This window comes from Ilumatobacter coccineus YM16-304 (assembly GCF_000348785.1).
Classification (GTDB): Bacteria; Actinomycetota; Acidimicrobiia; order Acidimicrobiales; family Ilumatobacteraceae; genus Ilumatobacter_A; species Ilumatobacter_A coccineus.
The window spans coordinates 2,592,430-2,610,992 of record NC_020520.1; the positions used below are offsets into that span (position 1 = coordinate 2,592,430).

General features: G+C 67.2%; 15 protein-coding genes. 8 read left to right on the top strand and 7 right to left on the bottom strand.

All coding sequences use genetic code 11. The features are described 5' to 3' along the window. Positions 1-15 precede the first annotated feature (15 nt). Entirely contained in the window at positions 16-1,290 is a 1,275-nt protein-coding gene (locus tag YM304_RS11635; RefSeq protein ID WP_015441883.1) for a class I SAM-dependent RNA methyltransferase, read from the top strand. Between the two features lie 12 nt (positions 1,291-1,302). On the opposite strand, the gene YM304_RS11640 is transcribed toward YM304_RS11635, so the two are convergent. The 5 genes from YM304_RS11640 to YM304_RS11660 all read right to left on the bottom strand — a co-directional run bounded on the left by YM304_RS11640 (position 1,303) and on the right by YM304_RS11660 (position 6,148). Then, complete coding sequence (locus YM304_RS11640; RefSeq protein ID WP_015441884.1) at positions 1,303-1,899, bottom strand: NAD(P)H-dependent oxidoreductase; 597 nt, start codon at positions 1,897-1,899, stop codon at positions 1,303-1,305. Further along, positions 1,896-2,489, bottom strand: coding sequence for an NAD(P)H-dependent oxidoreductase (locus tag YM304_RS11645; RefSeq protein ID WP_015441885.1), 594 nt, complete (start codon positions 2,487-2,489; stop codon positions 1,896-1,898). Before YM304_RS11645 ends, YM304_RS11640 begins: the two co-directional genes overlap by 4 nt. Before the next feature lie 2 nt (positions 2,490-2,491). Beyond that, a complete protein-coding gene (locus tag YM304_RS11650) occupies positions 2,492-3,331 on the bottom strand; it encodes a sulfite exporter TauE/SafE family protein (RefSeq protein WP_051071411.1) in 840 nt (279 codons plus the stop codon). Positions 3,332-3,426: 95 nt separating this feature from the next. Beyond that, the gene (locus YM304_RS11655) at positions 3,427-5,205 is read right to left on the bottom strand and encodes an AAA family ATPase (RefSeq protein WP_051071412.1); all 1,779 of its coding nucleotides are present in this window, start codon (positions 5,203-5,205) and stop codon (positions 3,427-3,429) included. Positions 5,206-5,485: 280 nt separating this feature from the next. Beyond that, positions 5,486-6,148 carry a DNA alkylation repair protein gene (locus YM304_RS11660; RefSeq protein ID WP_015441889.1) on the bottom strand — a complete coding sequence of 221 codons (663 nt, stop codon included), beginning with the start codon at positions 6,146-6,148 and terminating at the stop codon, positions 5,486-5,488. Positions 6,149-6,329: 181 nt separating this feature from the next. On the opposite strand from YM304_RS11660, the gene YM304_RS11665 reads away from it, so the two are divergent. Together YM304_RS11665 and YM304_RS11670 are read left to right on the top strand one after the other, a co-directional pair. Continuing rightward, the gene (locus YM304_RS11665) at positions 6,330-10,010 is read left to right on the top strand and encodes a multifunctional oxoglutarate decarboxylase/oxoglutarate dehydrogenase thiamine pyrophosphate-binding subunit/dihydrolipoyllysine-residue succinyltransferase subunit (protein WP_015441890.1); all 3,681 of its coding nucleotides are present in this window, start codon (positions 6,330-6,332) and stop codon (positions 10,008-10,010) included. A gap of 80 nt (positions 10,011-10,090) precedes the next feature. After that, complete coding sequence (locus YM304_RS11670; protein WP_015441891.1) at positions 10,091-11,002, top strand: alpha/beta hydrolase; 912 nt, start codon at positions 10,091-10,093, stop codon at positions 11,000-11,002. 50 nt (positions 11,003-11,052) lie between these two features. Here YM304_RS11670 and YM304_RS11675 read toward each other — a convergent pair whose 3' ends face one another. Further along, complete coding sequence (locus YM304_RS11675; RefSeq protein WP_015441892.1) at positions 11,053-11,694, bottom strand: HAD-IA family hydrolase; 642 nt, start codon at positions 11,692-11,694, stop codon at positions 11,053-11,055. Between the two features lie 258 nt (positions 11,695-11,952). On the opposite strand from YM304_RS11675, the gene YM304_RS23975 reads away from it, so the two are divergent. Together YM304_RS23975 and YM304_RS11685 are read left to right on the top strand one after the other, a co-directional pair. Next, a complete protein-coding gene (locus YM304_RS23975; protein WP_015441893.1) occupies positions 11,953-13,356 on the top strand; it encodes a histone H1-like repetitive region-containing protein in 1,404 nt (467 codons plus the stop codon). After that, complete coding sequence (locus YM304_RS11685; protein WP_015441894.1) at positions 13,357-14,127, top strand: exodeoxyribonuclease III; 771 nt, start codon at positions 13,357-13,359, stop codon at positions 14,125-14,127. Here YM304_RS11685 and YM304_RS11690 read toward each other — a convergent pair whose 3' ends face one another. Next, the gene (locus tag YM304_RS11690) at positions 14,128-16,140 is read right to left on the bottom strand and encodes an ATP-dependent helicase (protein WP_015441895.1); all 2,013 of its coding nucleotides are present in this window, start codon (positions 16,138-16,140) and stop codon (positions 14,128-14,130) included. It lies immediately after the preceding gene. Between the two features lie 99 nt (positions 16,141-16,239). Here YM304_RS11690 and YM304_RS11695 point away from each other — a divergent pair, with 99 nt between their 5' ends. Genes YM304_RS11695 through YM304_RS11705 form a run of 3 tightly spaced genes read left to right on the top strand, consistent with a single transcriptional unit; the run spans position 16,240 to position 18,543 of the window. After that, the gene (locus YM304_RS11695; RefSeq protein ID WP_015441896.1) at positions 16,240-16,866 is read left to right on the top strand and encodes a PH domain-containing protein; all 627 of its coding nucleotides are present in this window, start codon (positions 16,240-16,242) and stop codon (positions 16,864-16,866) included. A 31-nt stretch (positions 16,867-16,897) separates the two neighbouring features. Then, positions 16,898-17,599 carry a helical backbone metal receptor gene (locus YM304_RS11700; protein ID WP_015441897.1) on the top strand — a complete coding sequence of 234 codons (702 nt, stop codon included), beginning with the start codon at positions 16,898-16,900 and terminating at the stop codon, positions 17,597-17,599. Positions 17,600-17,655: 56 nt separating this feature from the next. Continuing rightward, positions 17,656-18,543, top strand: a complete 888-nt coding sequence (locus tag YM304_RS11705; RefSeq protein ID WP_015441898.1) for an alpha/beta fold hydrolase — start codon at positions 17,656-17,658, stop codon at positions 18,541-18,543. The last annotated feature ends 20 nt before the right edge of the window (positions 18,544-18,563 follow it).

Here is an 18,563-nt window from a genome sequence, read left to right on the forward strand (position 1 = left end):
CCGTACGATGCGGAGATGGATACTCCCCGTACGGTGACCGTGAGCCCCGACCGTCTGGTCGCCGGTGGCGAAGCGATGGGTCGACTCGACGACGGGCGAGTGGTCTTCGTGCGTGGCGTGTTGCCCGGCGAAGAAGCCGAGGCCGTGGTTCGCAACGACCGCAAGGACTTCGTTCGCGCCGAGCTCGCCTCGCCCGACGACGTCACCGAGGCGTCGCCGCAACGCGTCGTACCCACCTGCCCGCATCGGGTGGCCGGTTGCGGTGGGTGCGGCTGGATGCACCTCGACACTCGACATCAACTCGAGGCCAAGGTCGAGATCGTCAAAGAGTCGCTTCGACGTGTCGGGAAGCTCGACGTCGAGGTGGTTGAACAACTGGTCGAGGCTGGAGCTTCGGTCGAGCCGTACGGCTACCGCACCACGATCCGGCTCACCGGTCTGCCGTCGAAGGTCGGCCGAGGAGTCGGGTTCCGCGAGGAACGCAGCGACGAGATCGTTCCCATCGACCACTGCCAGGTCGCTCACGAGAACATCGCCAGGCTCATCCGCAACCTCACGGTTGCACCAGGGGTCGAGTTGACGTTGAGGACCTCGGAGGCGACCGGGGGCGTCACGGCACGCTGGACGAAGCCCGAAGATCGCCGTCGTCGCGGCGAGAAGCGCCGCACGATCGACGCGAAGAAGGGTGAGCAGGCCGTGAGCGGTCTGCACTCGAGCGTGCACATCGGCGATCGTGCGTTCCTGACCGAACGTGTCGCCGACGTCAACCTCCGGGTGTCGGCGCCGTCGTTCTTCCAGAGCGGCGTGCAGGCCGCCGAACTCCTCGTCGACGCCGTCGAGCGGGCTGCCCCCGAACTCGGGCGTGCCAAGCATGCGCTCGACGCCTACGGCGGCATCGGATTGTTCGCCGCGACCGTGATGCGCCCGGCGCGCCACGTCACGCTCGTCGAGTCGTCACGCTCGGCGTGTCTCGACGCCGAGGCGAACCTCGAGGGTCGCAGCCACACGATCGTCCGCAGCGACATGGCGAAGTGGGCGCTCCCGGAAGGCTCGCCGCCGATCGACGTGATCGTGGCCGATCCGGCACGTCCCGGCCTCGCCAAGCCGGGCGTCGGTGCACTCGCGGCCACCGAAGCACCGGTGCTCGTGTTGGTGTCGTGCGACCCGGTGTCGCTCGCCCGTGACACGCAACTCCTCGCCGAGCACGGCTACACCGCCGAGCGCGTGGAAGTGCTCGACCTGTTCCCGCAGACGCATCACGTCGAAACGGTCACCCGGTTCGTGCGCTGACCGCCCCGTGCGTCAGCGGGCGATCCGCGTGATCGACCGCTCGACGCGATCGAGGAACGTCACTCGCTCGTCATCGCTGCGGTTGTCGATGCCGTAGAAGGCGATCCAGTGGCACCGCGCCAACGGATGACACATCGCTCGCACACTGCGGAACAGCGTGCGCTTGCCGCCTTCGCCCTGTGCGCTGTTGATCAGCTTCGACGAACCGTGCGAGGTGACCGCCACGATGCGCTTGACGTTGCGCAGCTTCGGCACGAGTCGGTTCGCCCCGTCGGGCAACTCCCAGGCGACACCGGCGGCGAAGACCCGGTCGATCCAGCCCTTGAGCATCGCCGGTTGCCCCGACCACCACGTCGGGTAGACGAAGACCAGCGTGTCGGCCCACCGAAGATCGTCGGCGTAGGTCTGCAACTCGGCGGCGACGCCGGGCTGGATGTGGTTGCGATGCTCGTCGGCGGTGAGTTCGGGGGAGAAGCCCTCCGCGTAGAGGTCGTGAAACCGAACGGTCGCGTCGGTGGCGGCGAGTCCGGCGAGGGTCCGGTCTCGGGCGGCGGCGATGAAACTGTCGTCGAGCGGATGGCAGTACACGACGAGGACGTTGCGGCTCATCGCAGACCCGCCATGGTGCGCTCGACGCTGCTCGCGAACTCGGTACGACCGGTGTGATCTTCGGTGTCGATGGCGTACAGCGGCAGCCAGGTCGTCTTGGTCTTCAACCCGCACGAGAGCCGCAGCGTTCGGAGCAGTGATCGACGTCCGCAGTCGTTGATCAGCTTGACGTACCAGCGCGGCGACCCGTACGTGGTGATGCCGACGATGCGTCGGACGTTGGTGAGGCCTGGTCGCACCTTGCCGGTCTTGTCGTCGAAGCGGAATCCGACGCCGGGGACGAGCACGCGGTCGAGCCATCCCTTCAAGAGCGCCGGGAGCCCACCCCACCACGTGGGATAGACGAACACGACCGCGTCGACGGAGGTGATCAGCCGGGCGTGTTCCTCGATCATCGGATCCTGGATGGGGTCGTCGGTGTGGTACGCCGCACGCTCGCCGGGTGACATCGCGGCGCGAAACCCGATCGCGGCGAGGTCGAGCAGGGTCACCTCGTGGCCCGCCGACGAGAGGCCACTCACCGCTCGCCGGGCGAGTTCGTGGGCGTAGCTGTCGGGATTGGGGTGCGCCAGGATCACTGCGGCATGCATGCTCAGGCGTCTCCAGTGGTGTCGGACGCGTCGAGAAGCGAGTCGTCGCCGCGGGAGGGGAACAGCGTCCGGATCTGCAGGAGCGCGACCAGCACGAGCAGGATTGCGAACATCGCGTTCGACACGCCGTCGCTGATGCCGTCGGAGATGATGCTGCCGACCACCGCACTGACGATGCCCGCCACGCCGATGGCGGCGGCGAGCGGGATGTCGGCATTTCGCTTCTTGCGGTTGCGGATGGTGCCGACGATCGAACTCGGGACGATCACGGCGACCGAGGTGCCCTTGGCGATGACCGGCACCTGCGAGAACAGCACCACCATCGCCGGCACCATGATGACGCCGCCGCCGATGCCGAGAAGACCGGCGAGCGTTCCGGTGACGAAGCCGATCACGACGAGCGCGATGCCGCCGAGCACGCTGAGTTGATCACGGCCGACCACCTCGTCGGAGAGCAGCAGGCGGACCGCCGTGGCCAGGATCGTGACGATGAAGATGATCGTGAGCGGGGTCTTCGGGATGACCTGGAGCAGGTGCGTGCCGACGACCGCTCCGACGATGGCGCCGACGGCGAGGCACGCGGCGAACGGCCAGTCGACGTTGTCGTTGGCGGCGTAGGTGACGAGGCTCGCGGCGGCGATCGGCAGCGTGGCCGCCAACGAGGTGCCGTGCGCCAGCTTGCGCTCCATCTTCGTCAGCGCGAGCAGGGCCGGGACGATGACGATGCCGCCGCCGATGCCGAACAACCCACTCAACATGCCGGCGATCGCACCGATCAGCAGACCCTTCCACGGTGTGACGTGCCCGGCGGTCGGCATCGCTTCGGTGTGCGTTGTGGTCACCGGGCAACCCTACGTCGCGGCGCGACGAAGGCCCACGTCTCCCCGCCGTGGGCCTTCGCGATGCGCGTCTGTGCTGGTTCTGGCTGCGTGTCGGATCAGATCGGCGCTTTGATGCGCACCGGGCCGCGACGCTCGCTGATGTCGGTGTAGCCCGCCACGATCGCCCGGATCTGGTCGCCTTCGACCTCGTCGTTCTCGCAGAGCGCATCGGCGATCTCGTACAGCGCCGCTCGGTACTTCTCGACCATCAGCGACGCTCGCTCGGCGCCTTCGACCATGTACGCCTCGGCGGCTTCGCGGCTCACCTCGTCGGAGAGCACCTTGGCCACGATGTTGGCCGCGGTCGGCATCGCGGCGGCCTCGAGGCTGAGCAGACCGGGCCCGTTGCCCAACTGGCCGACCAACTGCGAGGCGATGTTGGTGGCGTAGGCGAGGTCGGAGCTGATGCCGCTGCTCGCTTCGCCGTACTCCTGTTGTTCGGCGGCCCGGCCGGCGAGTGCGACGCAGATGAGGTCGCGCGCATCGGACGGGGTCTTGAGGAAGCGTTCTTCCGCATCGCCGTGGGCGACCAGGCCCAGGGCCGAGGCCCGCCGCAGGATCGATGCGACCTTGACGTCGCGGCGAGTGAGCACCGCGGTGAGAGCGTGCCCGGCCTCGTGGATGGCGATGCGGCGTCGTTCGTCGGGGTGGTAGCCCATCTCCTGAGCCACGCCGATCTCGGTGACGAGTTGGGCCGACAGGACGTCACCCATCCGCATCGACGTGCGGCCGTCGCGCAGCGCGATGATCAGCGCTTCGTCGAGCAGTTTCTCGATGCGCACCGGGGTGTAGCCGGCACTCACGTCGGCGATCAGCACGGCGGTGACCTCGTCGTCGTGCGATTTGCGGTCGAGGTAGTACTGGGCGATCTCGATGCGATCCTTGCGGGCCGGGACGTTGAAGCCGATCGTGCGGTCGAAGCGACCCGGACGCAGCAGTGCCGGGTCGAGGTCGGCGGCGCGGTTGGTGGCAGCCACGATCAAGATGTTGGCCATCGGCGACTTCGGACGCTTCAGGCGGCGATGCGGCGGCAGGTACTTGTTGAACCAGTCGACCCACACCATCTTGAACTTGTCGCGGCCGCTCGGCAGATCGAAGCTCTGCATCTGCACGAGCAGTTCGTTGACGACGCCGACGATGCCTTCGCGCTGCGAGCCGGTGTTCATGCCGCTGCGAGCGCCGCCGATGGCGTCGAACTCCTCGATGTAGCCGATCGCGCCGCCTTCTTCGCGGGCCGCCTTGCGGAGGTTCTTGAAGAAGGTCCGGATCTTCTTGTTGGTCTGGCCGTAGTACATCGACTGGAACTCGGATGCCGACACGAAGTGGAACGGCACGCCGGCTTCGGCGGCCATCGCTTTGGCCAGGTACGTCTTGCCGGTTCCGGGCGGGCCTTCGAACAACACGCCGCGGCGGGGCTTGCCGCCCATGACCTCTTCGAACGTCTCGGACGCGAGGAAGAGGTTCATGCTGTCGATCGCTTCACGCTTCGTCTGGTCGGCGCCGACGACGTCGTCGAGACGGACGTTGGAGTCCTCGGCTCGCAGCACCGTGTGCGGCGACCGGCCCGTGGTGAGGAACGGAATCAGGATGACGGCGCCGAGGATGCAGATCAGGCCGAGGGCGATGATGATCTCGGGGTTGCCCGTGAGCCAACCGGGGATGCCCGGCCGAATCGGGTTGTCGGTGACCAGGCGGTACACCAGGTAGGCGAAGATCGGCGACAGCAGGTACAGCTTGCGACGCAGGCGCTGTTGGCGCATCCGCTCGCGGTTGGCGTTGGCGTCGATGTCGTCGCCGGAGAGCATGGCTCCGGAACTCAGCCTCGTGATGTCCATGGATCGGTCTCGTTCCTGTCGTCGGTGGGGCACCGGGTGGCACCAAACGCCCTGGAAAAGCGGCATTTCCTGGTCTCACTCAGGGTAATCACGGGTCACACGACGTGGTCAAGCCACCGACGTCAAGGCTTGGTCAAGTTTGTGTGCAGACGGGCGTGCATCGTGGGGTTGCCGCTGTCGGCCGGCGACCGAACGTGGCCGACCGGCCGGAACGACCGATCTCCTTGATCAACCCCAGACACTGTGACGCCCAGAGCAGTGATGCACAGAGCAGTGATGCTCAGAGATGTCTGGTGGCTTCGCGGATGGTGAGGGGAGCGAACGCGTCGCGGTGCGCATCGACGAACGATCGCACGGCATCGGGATCGGTGCGGGCGTACTGGCGCAGCGCCCAGCCGATCGCCTTGCGGATGAAGAACTCGGGGTCACCGGCGCGCCGCAGCGCGTAGCGGAACAGGCGATCGGCGTCGGTGTCGTCGGCGAAACGCAACTGGTGGATGATCGCGACTCGCGCCAACCACATGTCGTCGTGGTCGATCCAGGCGTCCATCACCTCGACGAGTTCGGGATGATTCGAGACCATCTGGCCGATCGTGGGCGACGCGAGCGCGTCGACGGTGTCCCACCACGAGTCGGTGGTCACCAGGAAGCTCAGCGTCGAGATGTCGGGGGCGCGGAGACGCTTGCAGTTGGCACGCAGCAGATCGGACGCCACGTAGTGGAACTCGCGCTCGGGCTGCTCCCGCAGGGCCAGCGCGGCGGCGAGCACCTCGTCGACGGATTCGGCCGCCATCGACCTGATGAACGGCTTCGACGCCGCACGACGGGCCGGGGTCTTGACCCCGAGGAACGGCGACCGATGCTTCATGTACGCCTCCATCGGAGCGCGATCGGCCTCGACGGCGACAGCGGTGAGCTCGCGACGGAGTCGTGCGACGTCCATGCGGCCAGTGTCGCGCCGTCGAGCGCACTCGGAAGGCATCGCGACGCGTCCGACGACCATGAATCGACCCGTGGACGCTCGCCGCAGGCGTCCGCAGCGAGGAAATCGGGTGTGACGAGCGATTTCGTCGACCGAACAGCGGTCGGCGCGGACCCGCAGGGTTACGCTTGCCCACGTGTCAGTGACAGATGGCCAGACCACATCGAGCGGCTCCGATTTCGGTGCCAACTCTTGGCTCGTCGAGGAGATGTACGAGCGATTCGTCCACGATCCCGACTCGGTCGGGGAGCAGTGGCAGGAGTTCTTCGCCGACTACAAGTCCGACGCGCCGTCGGTGGCGGCGGCTGCGGCAGCATCTCCCCAGGTCCGGGCGATCGCCGCCGATCACAGCACCGCCGAGGTCGACGACCTGCCGGCACCCGAGTCGAGCAGCACCCCGGCTCCCGCCCCCGCACCGACGCCAGCCCCGGCGCCGAAGCCGGCCGAACCAGCCGCCGAGCCCGTCGGAGCACCGATCCGCGGCGCAGGTGCCGCGATCGTTCGCAACATGGAAGCGAGCCTCGCCGTGCCCACGGCGACGAGCTTCCGCAACGTCCCGGCCAAGCTGCTCGAGGTCAACCGCAAGGTGATCAACGGGTTCCGGGCCCGCAGTGGTCAGGGCAAGATCAGCTTCACCCACCTCATCGGATGGGCCGTCGTGCGAGCGATCGCCGACGAGATGCCCGGCATGATCAACACGTACGTCGAAGACGACGACGGCAAGCCGCGCATCATCGAGAACAAGCACGTCAACATGTCGCTCGCGGTCGACAAGGAGAAGCCCGACGGATCGCGCACACTGCTCACCCCGGTGCTTCGTGACGCCGACACGCTCGACTTCGCCGGGTTCCTCGCCTCCTACGACGAGATCATCCGCAAGGTCAAGAACAACAAGCTCACCGTCGACGACTTCATGGGCGCCAACGTGTCGCTCACCAACCCCGGCACGATCGGCACCGTCCAGTCGGTGCCGCGCCTGATGCCCGGACAGGGCGTCATCGTCGGTGTCGGATCGATCGACTACCCGGCCGAGTTCGAAGGCGCCGACCCGGCGAGCCTCGCCGACATGGGCGTGAGCAAGGTCGTCACGATCACCTCCACCTACGACCACCGCATCATCCAGGGTGCCGAGTCGGGCATGTTCCTGAAGCGGGTCAAAGAACTCCTGCTCGGCGAGCACGGCTTCTACGACGAGATCTTCGCGTCGCTCGACCTCCCGTACGAGGCGGTCAAGTGGCGTCCCGACACCAACCCGATGAACCGCGAGGAAGCCATGCTGCGCAAGCAGATGGCCGTCGCCAAGCTCATCCGTGTGCACCGCGTTCGCGGCCACCGCATCGCCGATCTCGATCCGCTTCGCTGGACGCAGCCACACACACCCCGTGAACTCGACCCGGCCACCTACGGCCTCACGATCTGGGATCTCGACCGCGAGTTCCTGACCGACGGCGTCGGCGGCACCGACAAGATGAAGCTCGGCAACCTGCTGGGCGTGCTGCGCGATGCGTACTGCCGCACCATCGGCGTCGAGTACATGCACATCCAGAACACCGACGAGCAGCGTTGGGTGCAAGAACGCGTCGAATCGACACAGGTCGAGTTCGACTCCGAGCAGAAGATGCGCATCCTCGAACGGCTCAACGCTGCCGAGTCGTTCGAGAAGTTCCTCGCCACCAAGTACGTCGGCACCAAGCGCTTCGGCATCGAAGGCGCCGAGTCGGCGATCCCGATCCTCGACGAGGTGCTCGGCCGGGCCGCCGACGCCGGCCTCGACTCGGCCATTCTCGGCATGGCGCACCGCGGTCGGCTCAACGTGCTCACCAACATCATGGGCAAGAGCTACGAAGCGGTGTTCTCCGAATTCGAAGGCCACCTCGACCCCACGTCGGTCCAGGGATCGGGCGACGTGAAGTACCACCTCGGCTCGAAGGGCACCTACGTCAGCCCGAGCGGCGCCGAAGTGCCGATCGAGTTGGCTGCCAACCCGAGCCACCTCGAGACGGTCGACCCGATCGTCATGGGCATCGTCCGCGCCAAGCAAGACCAGATCGACCCGCCCGGTTCGTTCCCCGTGTTGCCGATCCTGATCCACGGCGACGCGGCGTTCGCCGGCCAGGGTGTGGTGGCCGAGTGCCTCGCCATGAGCGACACCGGTGGCTACCGCATCGGCGGCACCATCCACCTCATCATCAACAACCAGATCGGCTTCACGACGGCACCCGGGTCGGCGCGGTCGTCCCCGTACTGCTCCGACGTCGCCAAGACGGTGCAGGCGCCGATCTTCCACGTCAACGGTGACGACCCCGAAGCCTGCGTCCGTGTGGCCCGCCTCGCCTGGGAGTACCGCGCCACGTTCAACAAAGACGTCGTCATCGACATGGTGTGCTACCGGCGCCACGGTCACAACGAAGGCGACGATCCGTCGTACACCCAGCCGCTCATGTACAAGGCGATCGCCGAGAAGCGCAGCGTTCGCAAACTCTACGTCGAGACGCTGGTGAAGCGCGGCGACATCTCGATCGAGGAAGCCGAGCAGGCGCTCACCGACTTCCACGACAAGTTGCAGAAGGTGCTCGACCAGACCCGTGAGCACGCGCCCGCCGACGTCAAGGCGGCTCGTCCGCCGAGCCCGGTCGGCGTGTTGCCGCACATCCCCACCGGCACCGACAAGGCCGTGCTCGACTCGATCTTCGGACAGCTCACGCGCGTGCCCGACGGGTTCACCGTCCACCCGAAGCTCGCCAAGCAGTTCGACGCTCGGGCGAAGATGTACCACGACGGCGAGGTCGACTGGGCCACCGCCGAAGCGTTGGCGATCGGCTCGCTCGTGCTCGAAGGCCGCTCGGTGCGCTACGCCGGTGAAGACACCCGCCGTGGCACGTTCAGCCATCGGCATGCTGCGCTCATCGACTACGAAGACGGCGAAGCATTCGTTCCGCTCGACAACCTCGACGGTGCCGGCGACGCCCGGTTCTGGTGCTTCGATTCCCTCCTGTCGGAGTACGCGGCGCTCGGGTTCGAGTACGGCTACAGCCACGCCAACCAAGAGGCGCTCGTCGTGTGGGAAGCCCAGTTCGGCGACTTCATCAACGGCGCACAGATCATCATCGACCAGTACATCGTCGCTGCCGAAGACAAGTGGAAGCAGCAGAACGGCGTGGTCCTGCTGCTGCCGCACGGCTACGAGGGCCAGGGGCCCGAGCACAGCTCGGCGCGCATCGAGCGCTTCTTGACGCTGGCGGCGGAAGACAACATGCAGATCGTCAACACGACGACCGCGTCGAACTTCTTCCACCTCCTGCGTCGTCAGGTGCACCAGGTGCGCCAGACGCCGCTCATCGTGTTCTCGCCGAAGCAGGGGCTGCGGATGAAGCAGACCCGCTCTCCGATCGAGGAGCTCACGACCGGGTCGTTCCGCGAGGTGCTCGACGATCCGGGCGACATCGACCCGCAGGCGGTCACGCGCATCGTGTTCTGCTCGGGCAAGGTCGCCTGGGACGCCATTGCCGAGCGCGACGCGCGCAACGCTCCGGTCGCCGTGGTGCGGATCGAGCAGCTCTACCCGCTGCCGACCGAGCAGATGCTCGAGATCTTGAAGAAGTACCCCAACGCCAAGGAGCTGCGTTGGCTCCAGGAGGAGCCCGAGAACATGGGCGCGTGGAACTTCATCGAGCACAACACCTGGCGCGTCAAGGATCAGGGATACGACCTGCGCCACGTCGCCCGTGCCGAATCTGGCAGTCCGGCGACCGGCAGCAAGAAGATCCACGACCAGGAGCTCGCACAGCTCATGGACGAGGTCTTCGCCCCCAGCGTCGACTGATCTCGCCCGGCGAGTTGAACGTCGGTGCACCTCTGTGGTGAGGTGTGCTGGTTCGTTCAACAACCCGGGGAGTGTGTCGCATGAGCAAGACCAGTCGGAGAGCACGAGTTCTACGCAAGACCCTGGGGGCGTTCATCTCCGACCCCGAGGTGCCGCTTGCCGAGCAGCGAGCGTCGCTCGAGCGCGCCGACAAGATCCCTCGACCGCGTGGACTCGACTACGTCGACACCGAGGTCGGTGGCGTCGCCGCGATCGTCGCGACACCGAAGCGTGGCGCCGACGAGCGCCACATCCTGTACCTGCACGGCGGCGGTTACGTCCTCGGCTCGCCGCGCAGCCACATCGCGATGGCGGCCCGTCTCGCTCTGGCGGCTCGCGGGTCGACCACGGTGCTCGACTACCGGCTCGCTCCCGAGCATCCGTACCCGGCTGCGATCGACGATTGCGTCGCCGCCTACCGCGCGATCATCGCCGATCGTGACCCGTCGTCGGTCGTGATCGCCGGCGATTCGGCCGGCGGTGGCGCCACGCTGGCCACCCTGCTCGCGTTGCGCGAGGCGGGTGTCGCGCTTCCCGGCGCTGCGTACCTCATGTCGCCGTGGACCGACCTGACCGCTTCGGGCGAATCGACGCGCACGAAGTCGGCCGACGATCCGATGCTGCAGGCGCCGTGGTTGCAGGACTTCGCCGAGAAGTACGCCGGTGACCAGCCGCTCGATCTGCCAGGCATCTCGCCCTTGTTCGCCGACCTGTCCGGACTGCCGCCGATGCTCGTGCAGGTGGGGTCCGACGAGATCCTGCTGTCGGACTCGACCCGTCTGGTCGAGGCGGCCCGCGCGGCGGGCGTGATGGTCGACGTCGAGGTCGCGCCGAACATGTGGCACGTTTTCCAAGCGTTCGCCGGGATGATGCCGGAGGCGACGACCGCGCTCGTCGAAGCGGCGGCGTTCATCCGAGCCAAGACGCCGACGCCCGACGCATTGCGAGTGTGATCGGCTGGACGGATTGACGTCCGGGCGGCCCGTCGGCCGACCGATACAGCTCAGCGCAGTGCGATGCCGAGCACCGACTCGAGGTCGGCGATCGCCTGCTCCGCGCTGACGACCTTGATCGTGGTCATGCCCATCGCCTTCGCCGGCTTCAGGTTGATGCCGAGATCGTCGAGGAACACGCACGCCTCGGGGGCGGCTTCGACGAGCTCACACGCGATCTCGTAGAAGCGCGGCTCGGGCTTGCGGACCCCGACCTTGCTCGACTCGACGACGTGACCGAACTTGCCCATCACGTTGGCGACATCGGGTCGGCGCTGTGTCGCCGTGTCGTCGGAGACGACGTTGTTGGTGAGGCACGCCGTCTTGTACCCGGCGGCGATGACCTGGTCGAGTGCGGTCTCCATCTCCGGACGCACGGCACCCGAGAGCAGCGCCAGCACATCGGCGCCCGGCACCCGATGGCCGAGCGCCTCCGACTCCGCGGCGAACAGGTCGTCGAACTCCGCCGGGCCGATGTCGTTGCGTTCGAGCTTCGCCCAGGCGTTGTCGTCGGGGTTGTTCGTGTTGACCGTACGGATGAGGTCGGTGGGGAGTCCGCGCTCGGCTTCGTACCGGTTGAAGGCTTCGAACGGGCTGGTGAGGATGACGCCTCCGAAGTCCCAGAGCACGGCCTCGATGTGTCGATCGGTCATGAGGGCGACATTACGAAACCGTCGCGCTCACCACGCGATCGCAGCGGTGCGCCGAGGGCATCGAGCGTTCCGAGCGCCGCGGTTTCGCGCTCCGCGGCAGCATCTCGAGTCGGTCGAACCAGGGGGTATCTGTGCCAAGCGGGCCTCGACCGCTTACCATCGTCGGTGAGCCCGGCCCGTGCAACACGCAGGACTGGGACACGGCGGCCGGAATGATTCTGTTCTCGGCGCCGTCACAACAGGAACGAGAACATCTGAATGAGTAACAAGAACGGGCCCTCCCACGTCGTGGTCGACGGCTCGAACATCGCCACCGAAGGTCGGTCACTTCCGAGTCTGAAGCAACTGCAGGAAGCAGTGATGAGCTTCATGGAGGAGTACCCCGACGCAGCGATCACCGTCGTGGTCGACGCCACGTTCGGCCACCGCATCGACAAGTCCGAGTCGAAGGAGTTCGAAGCGGGCATCTCGAACAACGAACTCGTTGCTCCGCCGGCAGGTGCCGTCGGCCGAGGCGATGCCTTCGTGCTCGCCATCGCCGACAAGGCGAACGCATCGGTCCTGTCGAACGACTCGTTCCAGGAATTCCACGGCGAGTACGAGTGGCTCTTCGACGACGGTCGCCTGATCGGTGGCAAGCCGGTGCCGCACCTCGGGTGGGTCTGGGTCGATCGCAACCCGGTCCGCGGCCCGGTGAGCCGTAAGGCCACCGGTGGCCGTCGGGGCCGAGGTGGCGGCAGCAGCCGTGGAGGACGCTCGCGGTCGGACGAAACGGTTCGGACGGGCAGCAAGGAAGCGTCGGCACCCATGCCGGTGCCCAGCGGCCCGCCGCCGACCAAGAAGGCTGCGGCCAAGAAGACGGTATCCGACAAGCCGGCGTCGAAACGCTCGGCGGCCAAGCGCAGCGACGATTCGTCGAAGAGCGGCGAGCGGAGTGGTCGCCGGTCGGCGCCCAAGAGCCAGGATCCCGTCAACGACCTGATGCCGTTCCTCGAGTTCGTCGAGCACCATCCCGTCGGCTCGAACATCGAGGGCACCGTCGACGCCTACTCGTCGCACGGTGCGTACGTCACCGTCGGCGAGACCGGCGTGCGCGCCTACGTCCCGCTTCGGCTCATGGCCGACCCGGCACCGCGTAGCGCCAAGCAGGTGATGAAGATGGGCGAGGAGGTGTCGTTGGTCGTCGTCAGTTTTGCTGCCGCACGTCGCAGCATCGACTGCGCGCTTCCCGACATGGCCGAGGCCGCGATCGCTGCCGCCGAGTCGGACGACGCCGATGCCGAGGAGTCGTCGGCCACCGAGCAGCCGACCACCACGAAGAAGACCGCCGCCAGAAAGGCCCCGGCGAAGAAGACGGCTGCCAAGAAGACGGCTGCGAAGAAGACCGCGACCAAGAAGACGGCTGCCAAGAAGACGGCTGCGAAGAAGACCGCGACCAAGAAGACGGCTGCGAAGAAGACGGCGGCCAAGAAGACGGCCGCCAAGAAGACGGCGGCCAAGAAGACCGCTGCCAAGAAGACGGCTGCCAAGAAGACCGCGACCAAGAAGACCGCAGCGAAGAAGACGCCCGCCAAGAAGACGGCCGCCAAGAAGACGGCCGCCAAGAAGGCCGCGGTGAAGAAGACGGCTGCCAAGAAGACCGCGGCGAAGAAGGACAGCTGAATGCGCATCGTCACCTGGAACGTCAACTCGCTCCGAGCTCGCCAGGAGCGGGTCGAGGAGTGGTTGGCCGAAGTGCAGCCCGACGTCGTGCTGATGCAAGAGACCAAGCTGGCCGACGACGCGTTCCCCACGCTCGCGTTCGAGTCGATGGGCTACAGCTGCGCACACCACGGCCAAGGCCAGTGGAACGGTGTCGCCATCCTCTCGAAGGTCGGCCTCGACGACGTCGTCGCGAACTTCGCCGGCCCCGGTGACCCCGACCCCGACGCTCGGATCATCACGGCGACGTGCGGGGGAGTGCGCGTGAGCAGCGTCTACGTGCCCAACGGCCGCTCGCTCGACGACGACCACTACACCTACAAGCTCTGGTGGCTGGGTCGGCTCCAAGCGCACCTCGACGCCGACACGTCACCCGACCAGGACGTGATCGTGGGTGGCGACTACAACATCGCCCCCGATGACCGCGACGTCCACGACCCGAAGGTGCTCGTCGGCGCGACCCACGGCAGCGAACCCGAGCGTCAGCGACTCGCCGAACTCGAAGCGTGGGGACTCACCGACGTGTTCCGCACGATGCACGACGACGATCGGATGTTCTCTTGGTGGGACTACCGCGGCGGCGACTTCCACCAGGGCCGCGGCATGCGCATCGACCTGCTGATGTGTTCGAAGTCGGTCGTCGACCGGGTCACCTGGACCGCCATCGATCGCAACGCACGCAAGGGCAAGTCGCCGAGCGATCACGCTCCGGTGATGGTCGACCTCGACTGATCAGCTCAGCGCATCGAGGATCTCGGGCGCCAGTCGCCGAGCGGTGATCGGACCCATCGACGTGACCTCGGCGAGCTCCTCGGCCGTGTGCGGACGGTGCCGAGCGATAGCGGACAGATCGCTGTCGCTGACGAGTTGCGGAGGCAGCACGTTGGAACGGCGAGCGGCGTCGGCGCGCCACTTCTTGAGCAGATGGATCGGTGCGGCTTCGCGCGTCTTGCGGATCAGTTCGATCGGCGGTGGCAGCGCCTCGGGTTCGGACAGGTCGATGTCGGCGATGAAGGGACTCAACTTGCGGGCGTACCCACCGCGCCGTTGTGCCGCGGTGAGGGTCAGCGCGTCGCCGGCGCGGGTCATGGCGACGTAGAGGAGTCGGGCCTCCTCCGCCTTCGCTTCGGCGGTGGTGGCCGACCGGTGCGGCACCAGACTCGACTCGACGCCGGTGACGAACACCGTGTGCCACTCGCGTCCCTTGGCGGCGTGGAAGGTGAGCAACTCGACGCCGTCGTTCGACGCGTCGTCGAACGGGTTGGAGGTGGCGACCCATCCGCGGAACTCGGCTCCGTCGCCGCGAGGACGGTCCCGCAGGAAGTCGAGGAGCGCGTTGGCCACGCGCCGTTCGGCACGGATGATGGCCAGGTCCTCCTTCGCTTCGGCAACCGCCGCAGCGTCGGGGCGGCGAGGACGGTTCGACGGGCTCCGACCCGGCCCGGTCGGCTCGACCTGCGAGCGCAACTCGTCGAGTCGCTCGACCCGCCCCTCGGCGGAGGTGAGCGCATCGAGGTCGTCGAGCGTGTCGTGGGCCCACGCGCGCAGCGCCGACGGCGACGACAGGTCGGTCGCCCGGCGGAGCGCGCTCTCCATCGGCGATCCCTTGGCGTTCGAGCGTCGACGGACGCCCACGCCGACGTCGGCCAGTGCGACCTCGAAGGGCCGCAACTGCGCGTTGGTGCGTGCGAGCACGGCGATCTGGCCGCTGCGCACCAGGTTTGGATCGCCGCGGGCGATCTGATGGGCGACGAACTCGGCTTCGGCGGTCTCGTCGTCGGCCTCGTGAATCGTCACAGGTCGCCCGTCGTGGCGCCGTGCCCGCACCGACGGCGCGGGGCCGGCCATCGACAGCGCATGGCGGCCCGCGTCGACCACCTGCGGTGTGCATCGATGGTTGACCGGGAGCCGAACGATCTCGATACCGGGGAACGTCGTTTCGACCTCGGTGAGGACCCTCGGGTCGGCGCCGTTGAAACCGTAGATCGCCTGCGACGGGTCGCCCACGAGGAACAGGTCGTCTCGGCCCGAGCGGAGCAGATCGATCAGTCGATGCTGCACCGGGTTGAGGTCTTGCGCCTCGTCGACGAGCAGGTGTCGGAACCGCCAACGAAGGGTGCTCGCGAACTCCGGGTCGTTGCGGGCGTCGTCGAGCACGTGCAGCAAGACGTCGTCGAAGTCGATGACGCCGCGACGGCGCTTCAACTGCTCGTAGGCCCGTAGCGCTTCGACGGCCTGCTCGACGCCGCCCACCGGGCGACGCCCGTCTCGGCGTGCGAGTGACTCGTAGCCCTCGGGCGAGATGCCCCGGGCAGCGGCCCAGTCGATCTCGACGTGTGCCGACTCGAGATCGCGGCGTGAGCGATGCGGTGAATCGGTGAGCGCGTCACGCAACAGTCGCCGTCGGTCGGGAACGACGGTCTTCGTCGGGCGATCGGTGTCGGCCCACCGCTGTCGCAGGATGCTGAGCATGACCGAGTGGAAGGTTCCGGCTTCGATGTGCTCGCGCAGACCCAGCCGATGGAGTCGACGTCGCAACTCACCCGCTGCTTCGCGTGTGAAGGTGAGCACCATCGTGTGGCGGGCATCGGCGTCGCCGGTGGCGATCCGGTAGGCGACGCGGCGGGTCAGCACACGGGTCTTGCCCGACCCGGCTCCGGCGATCACCGCGACGAGATGCGAGTCGGCGGTGACCGCGAGGCGTTGGTCGGGATCGAGGTCCGCGATCAGTTCCTCGGCGTCCACGACGACATGATACGTGTGCGCGGAGCGGCGTGAGACGTGGGTGCAGTTCATGGTCGCTTCCTCCGTCGTCGACGGGTGGTTGGGCACTACGTTGTGGGGATGCCGTATCCGAAGAAGCTGCTGAACGATCACGAAGAAGTCGCCGTCGATCTCCACCCGCACTGGTGGTACTACGCGCAACCGGTCGCCGCAGTCGTCGGCTCGATCATCCTCGGCATCGTCACGCTCGTGTTCACCGATGGCGGCAGCAACGGTCGCAAGGTGCTCGGCTGGATCTCGGTGATCCTGCTGATCGCCTCGATCGTGTGGCTGGTCGTGCGGTACATGAAGTGGGCGACGACCAACTTCGTCATCACGAGCGACCGCCTCATCTTCCGCTCGGGCGTGCTCGCCAAGGCGGGTATCGAGATCCCGCTCGAACGCGTCAACACGGTGCACTTCAACCAGAGCATCTTCGAGCGCATGATCGGCGCCGGCGACCTGCTGATCGAGTCGGGTGGCGAAGACGGGCAGCAGCGCTTCACCGACATCCGTCAGCCCGATCGCGTGCAGAACCAGATCCACAAGCAGATGGAAGCGAACGAGCAACGTCGGTTCACCGTCAACACCACCGGCTCGGGTTCCGACGTCGCCACGCAACTCGAGAAGCTCGAAGGCATGCTCGAACGCGGCACGCTCAGCCAGGAAGAGTTCGAGGCGCAGAAGGCCCGCCTGCTCGGCGGATGATCGTTCGCGATCGCTGCGGCCGCACACGCCGATGACGCGCGTCGTCAGCCTCGTCCCGTCGAGCACCGAGACGCTGCTCGCGCTCGGCGCCGACGTCGTCGCCTGCACCCGGTTCTGCGAGCAGCCGAGCCTCCGCCACGTCGGGGGCACCAAGAATCCCGACATCGAGCAGATCATCGAACTCGCACCCGACCTGGTCGTGCTCGACCGTGAAGAGAACCGGATCGACGATCACGACGCGCTGGTCGTCGCCGGACTCGACGTGCTGGTGTCCGACGTGCGTTCGGTCGCGGCCGGGTTCGACGTGGTCGAGCAACTCGCCGCCGCCGTGGGCGTGGCCGCGCCGACGACGACACGTGCTGAGCCGGTCGACGTCGAGGCCAGGCGCACGGCGTTCGTTCCCATCTGGCGGCGACCGTGGATGACGATCGCTTCGAACACCTACGGCGGCTCGCTGCTCGCGCACCTCGGTGTCGATCTCGTCGCCACCGGTTCCGACGACGCGTATCCGACGGTCGAACTCGACGCGATCGCGTCGCAGGTTCCCGACCTGGTGCTGGTGCCGAGTGAGCCGTACGAGTTCGACGACGGCCACGTCGGCGAGTTGACCGCGGCGCTTCCCACGAGCGCCGTCGTGCGCGTCGACGGCCAGGACCTGTTCTGGTGGGGGAGTCGTACGCCGATGGCCATCGAACGGATGGCGCGAGCGCTCGACGTCGCACACGGTCGCTGACCGGCGAGAGCCGGTGCGCTTTCCTGTCGGGGCGGGTGCTCTGGCATGATCGGCAGATGCCACGGGCTGCGTTGTCTTCCGGAATCGAGATCGAGTACGAGGCGTACGGCAACCCGGGCGACCCGACACTGCTGCTGGTGAGCGGCTACACGTCGCAGATGCTGGGTTGGGACGTCGGCCTCGTCGAACACTTCGTCGCCCAGGGCCTGCACGTCGTGCGCTACGACAACCGCGACGTCGGTCTGTCGTCGAAACTCGACGGTCAGAAGGTCACGCCGATGAAAGTGCTGCGAGCCACGCTCGACGGCGCTCCGGTTCCGGAGGTGCCCTACACGCTGTCGGAGATGGCGGCCGACGGAATCGGCCTCCTCGACCACCTCGGCGTCGACCGGGCGCACGTCGCCGGGATGTCGATGGGCGGGATGATCGTGCAGACCATGGCGATCGAGCATCCCGAGCGAATCGCCAGCCTCGTGTCGGTCATGTCGAGCATCGGCGACCAGCGTGTCGGCAAGCCGACGACCGAAGCCCGAGAGGCGCTGCTGGCCCCACCGCCTCGCGAACGATCGGCATACATCGAGTCGGCGCTGCGCGCCAAGACCTGGGCGTCGAAGCGCCACTTCGACGCCGACGCCGTGCGCGCTCGCGCCGCCGCCGAGTACGACCGTTGCTTCTATCCGGAAGGAGCGACTCGCCAGCTCGCGGCGATCTACGCCAGCGGCGATCGCACCGAGGCCCTCGCCCGACTCGACGTGCCGACCATGGTCATCCACGGACGCGACGACACGCTCATCACGCCATCGGGTGGCGAGCGCACGGCCGAGCTGATCCCCGGATCGCGGTACGTGCTGCTCGCCGACATGGGCCACGACATGCCCCGCCCGCTCTGGGCCGTCTACGCCGAACTCGTCGGCGGCCACATCCGCGTCGCCACCGCCGCCTGACGGCCTCGACATCCGCTCAT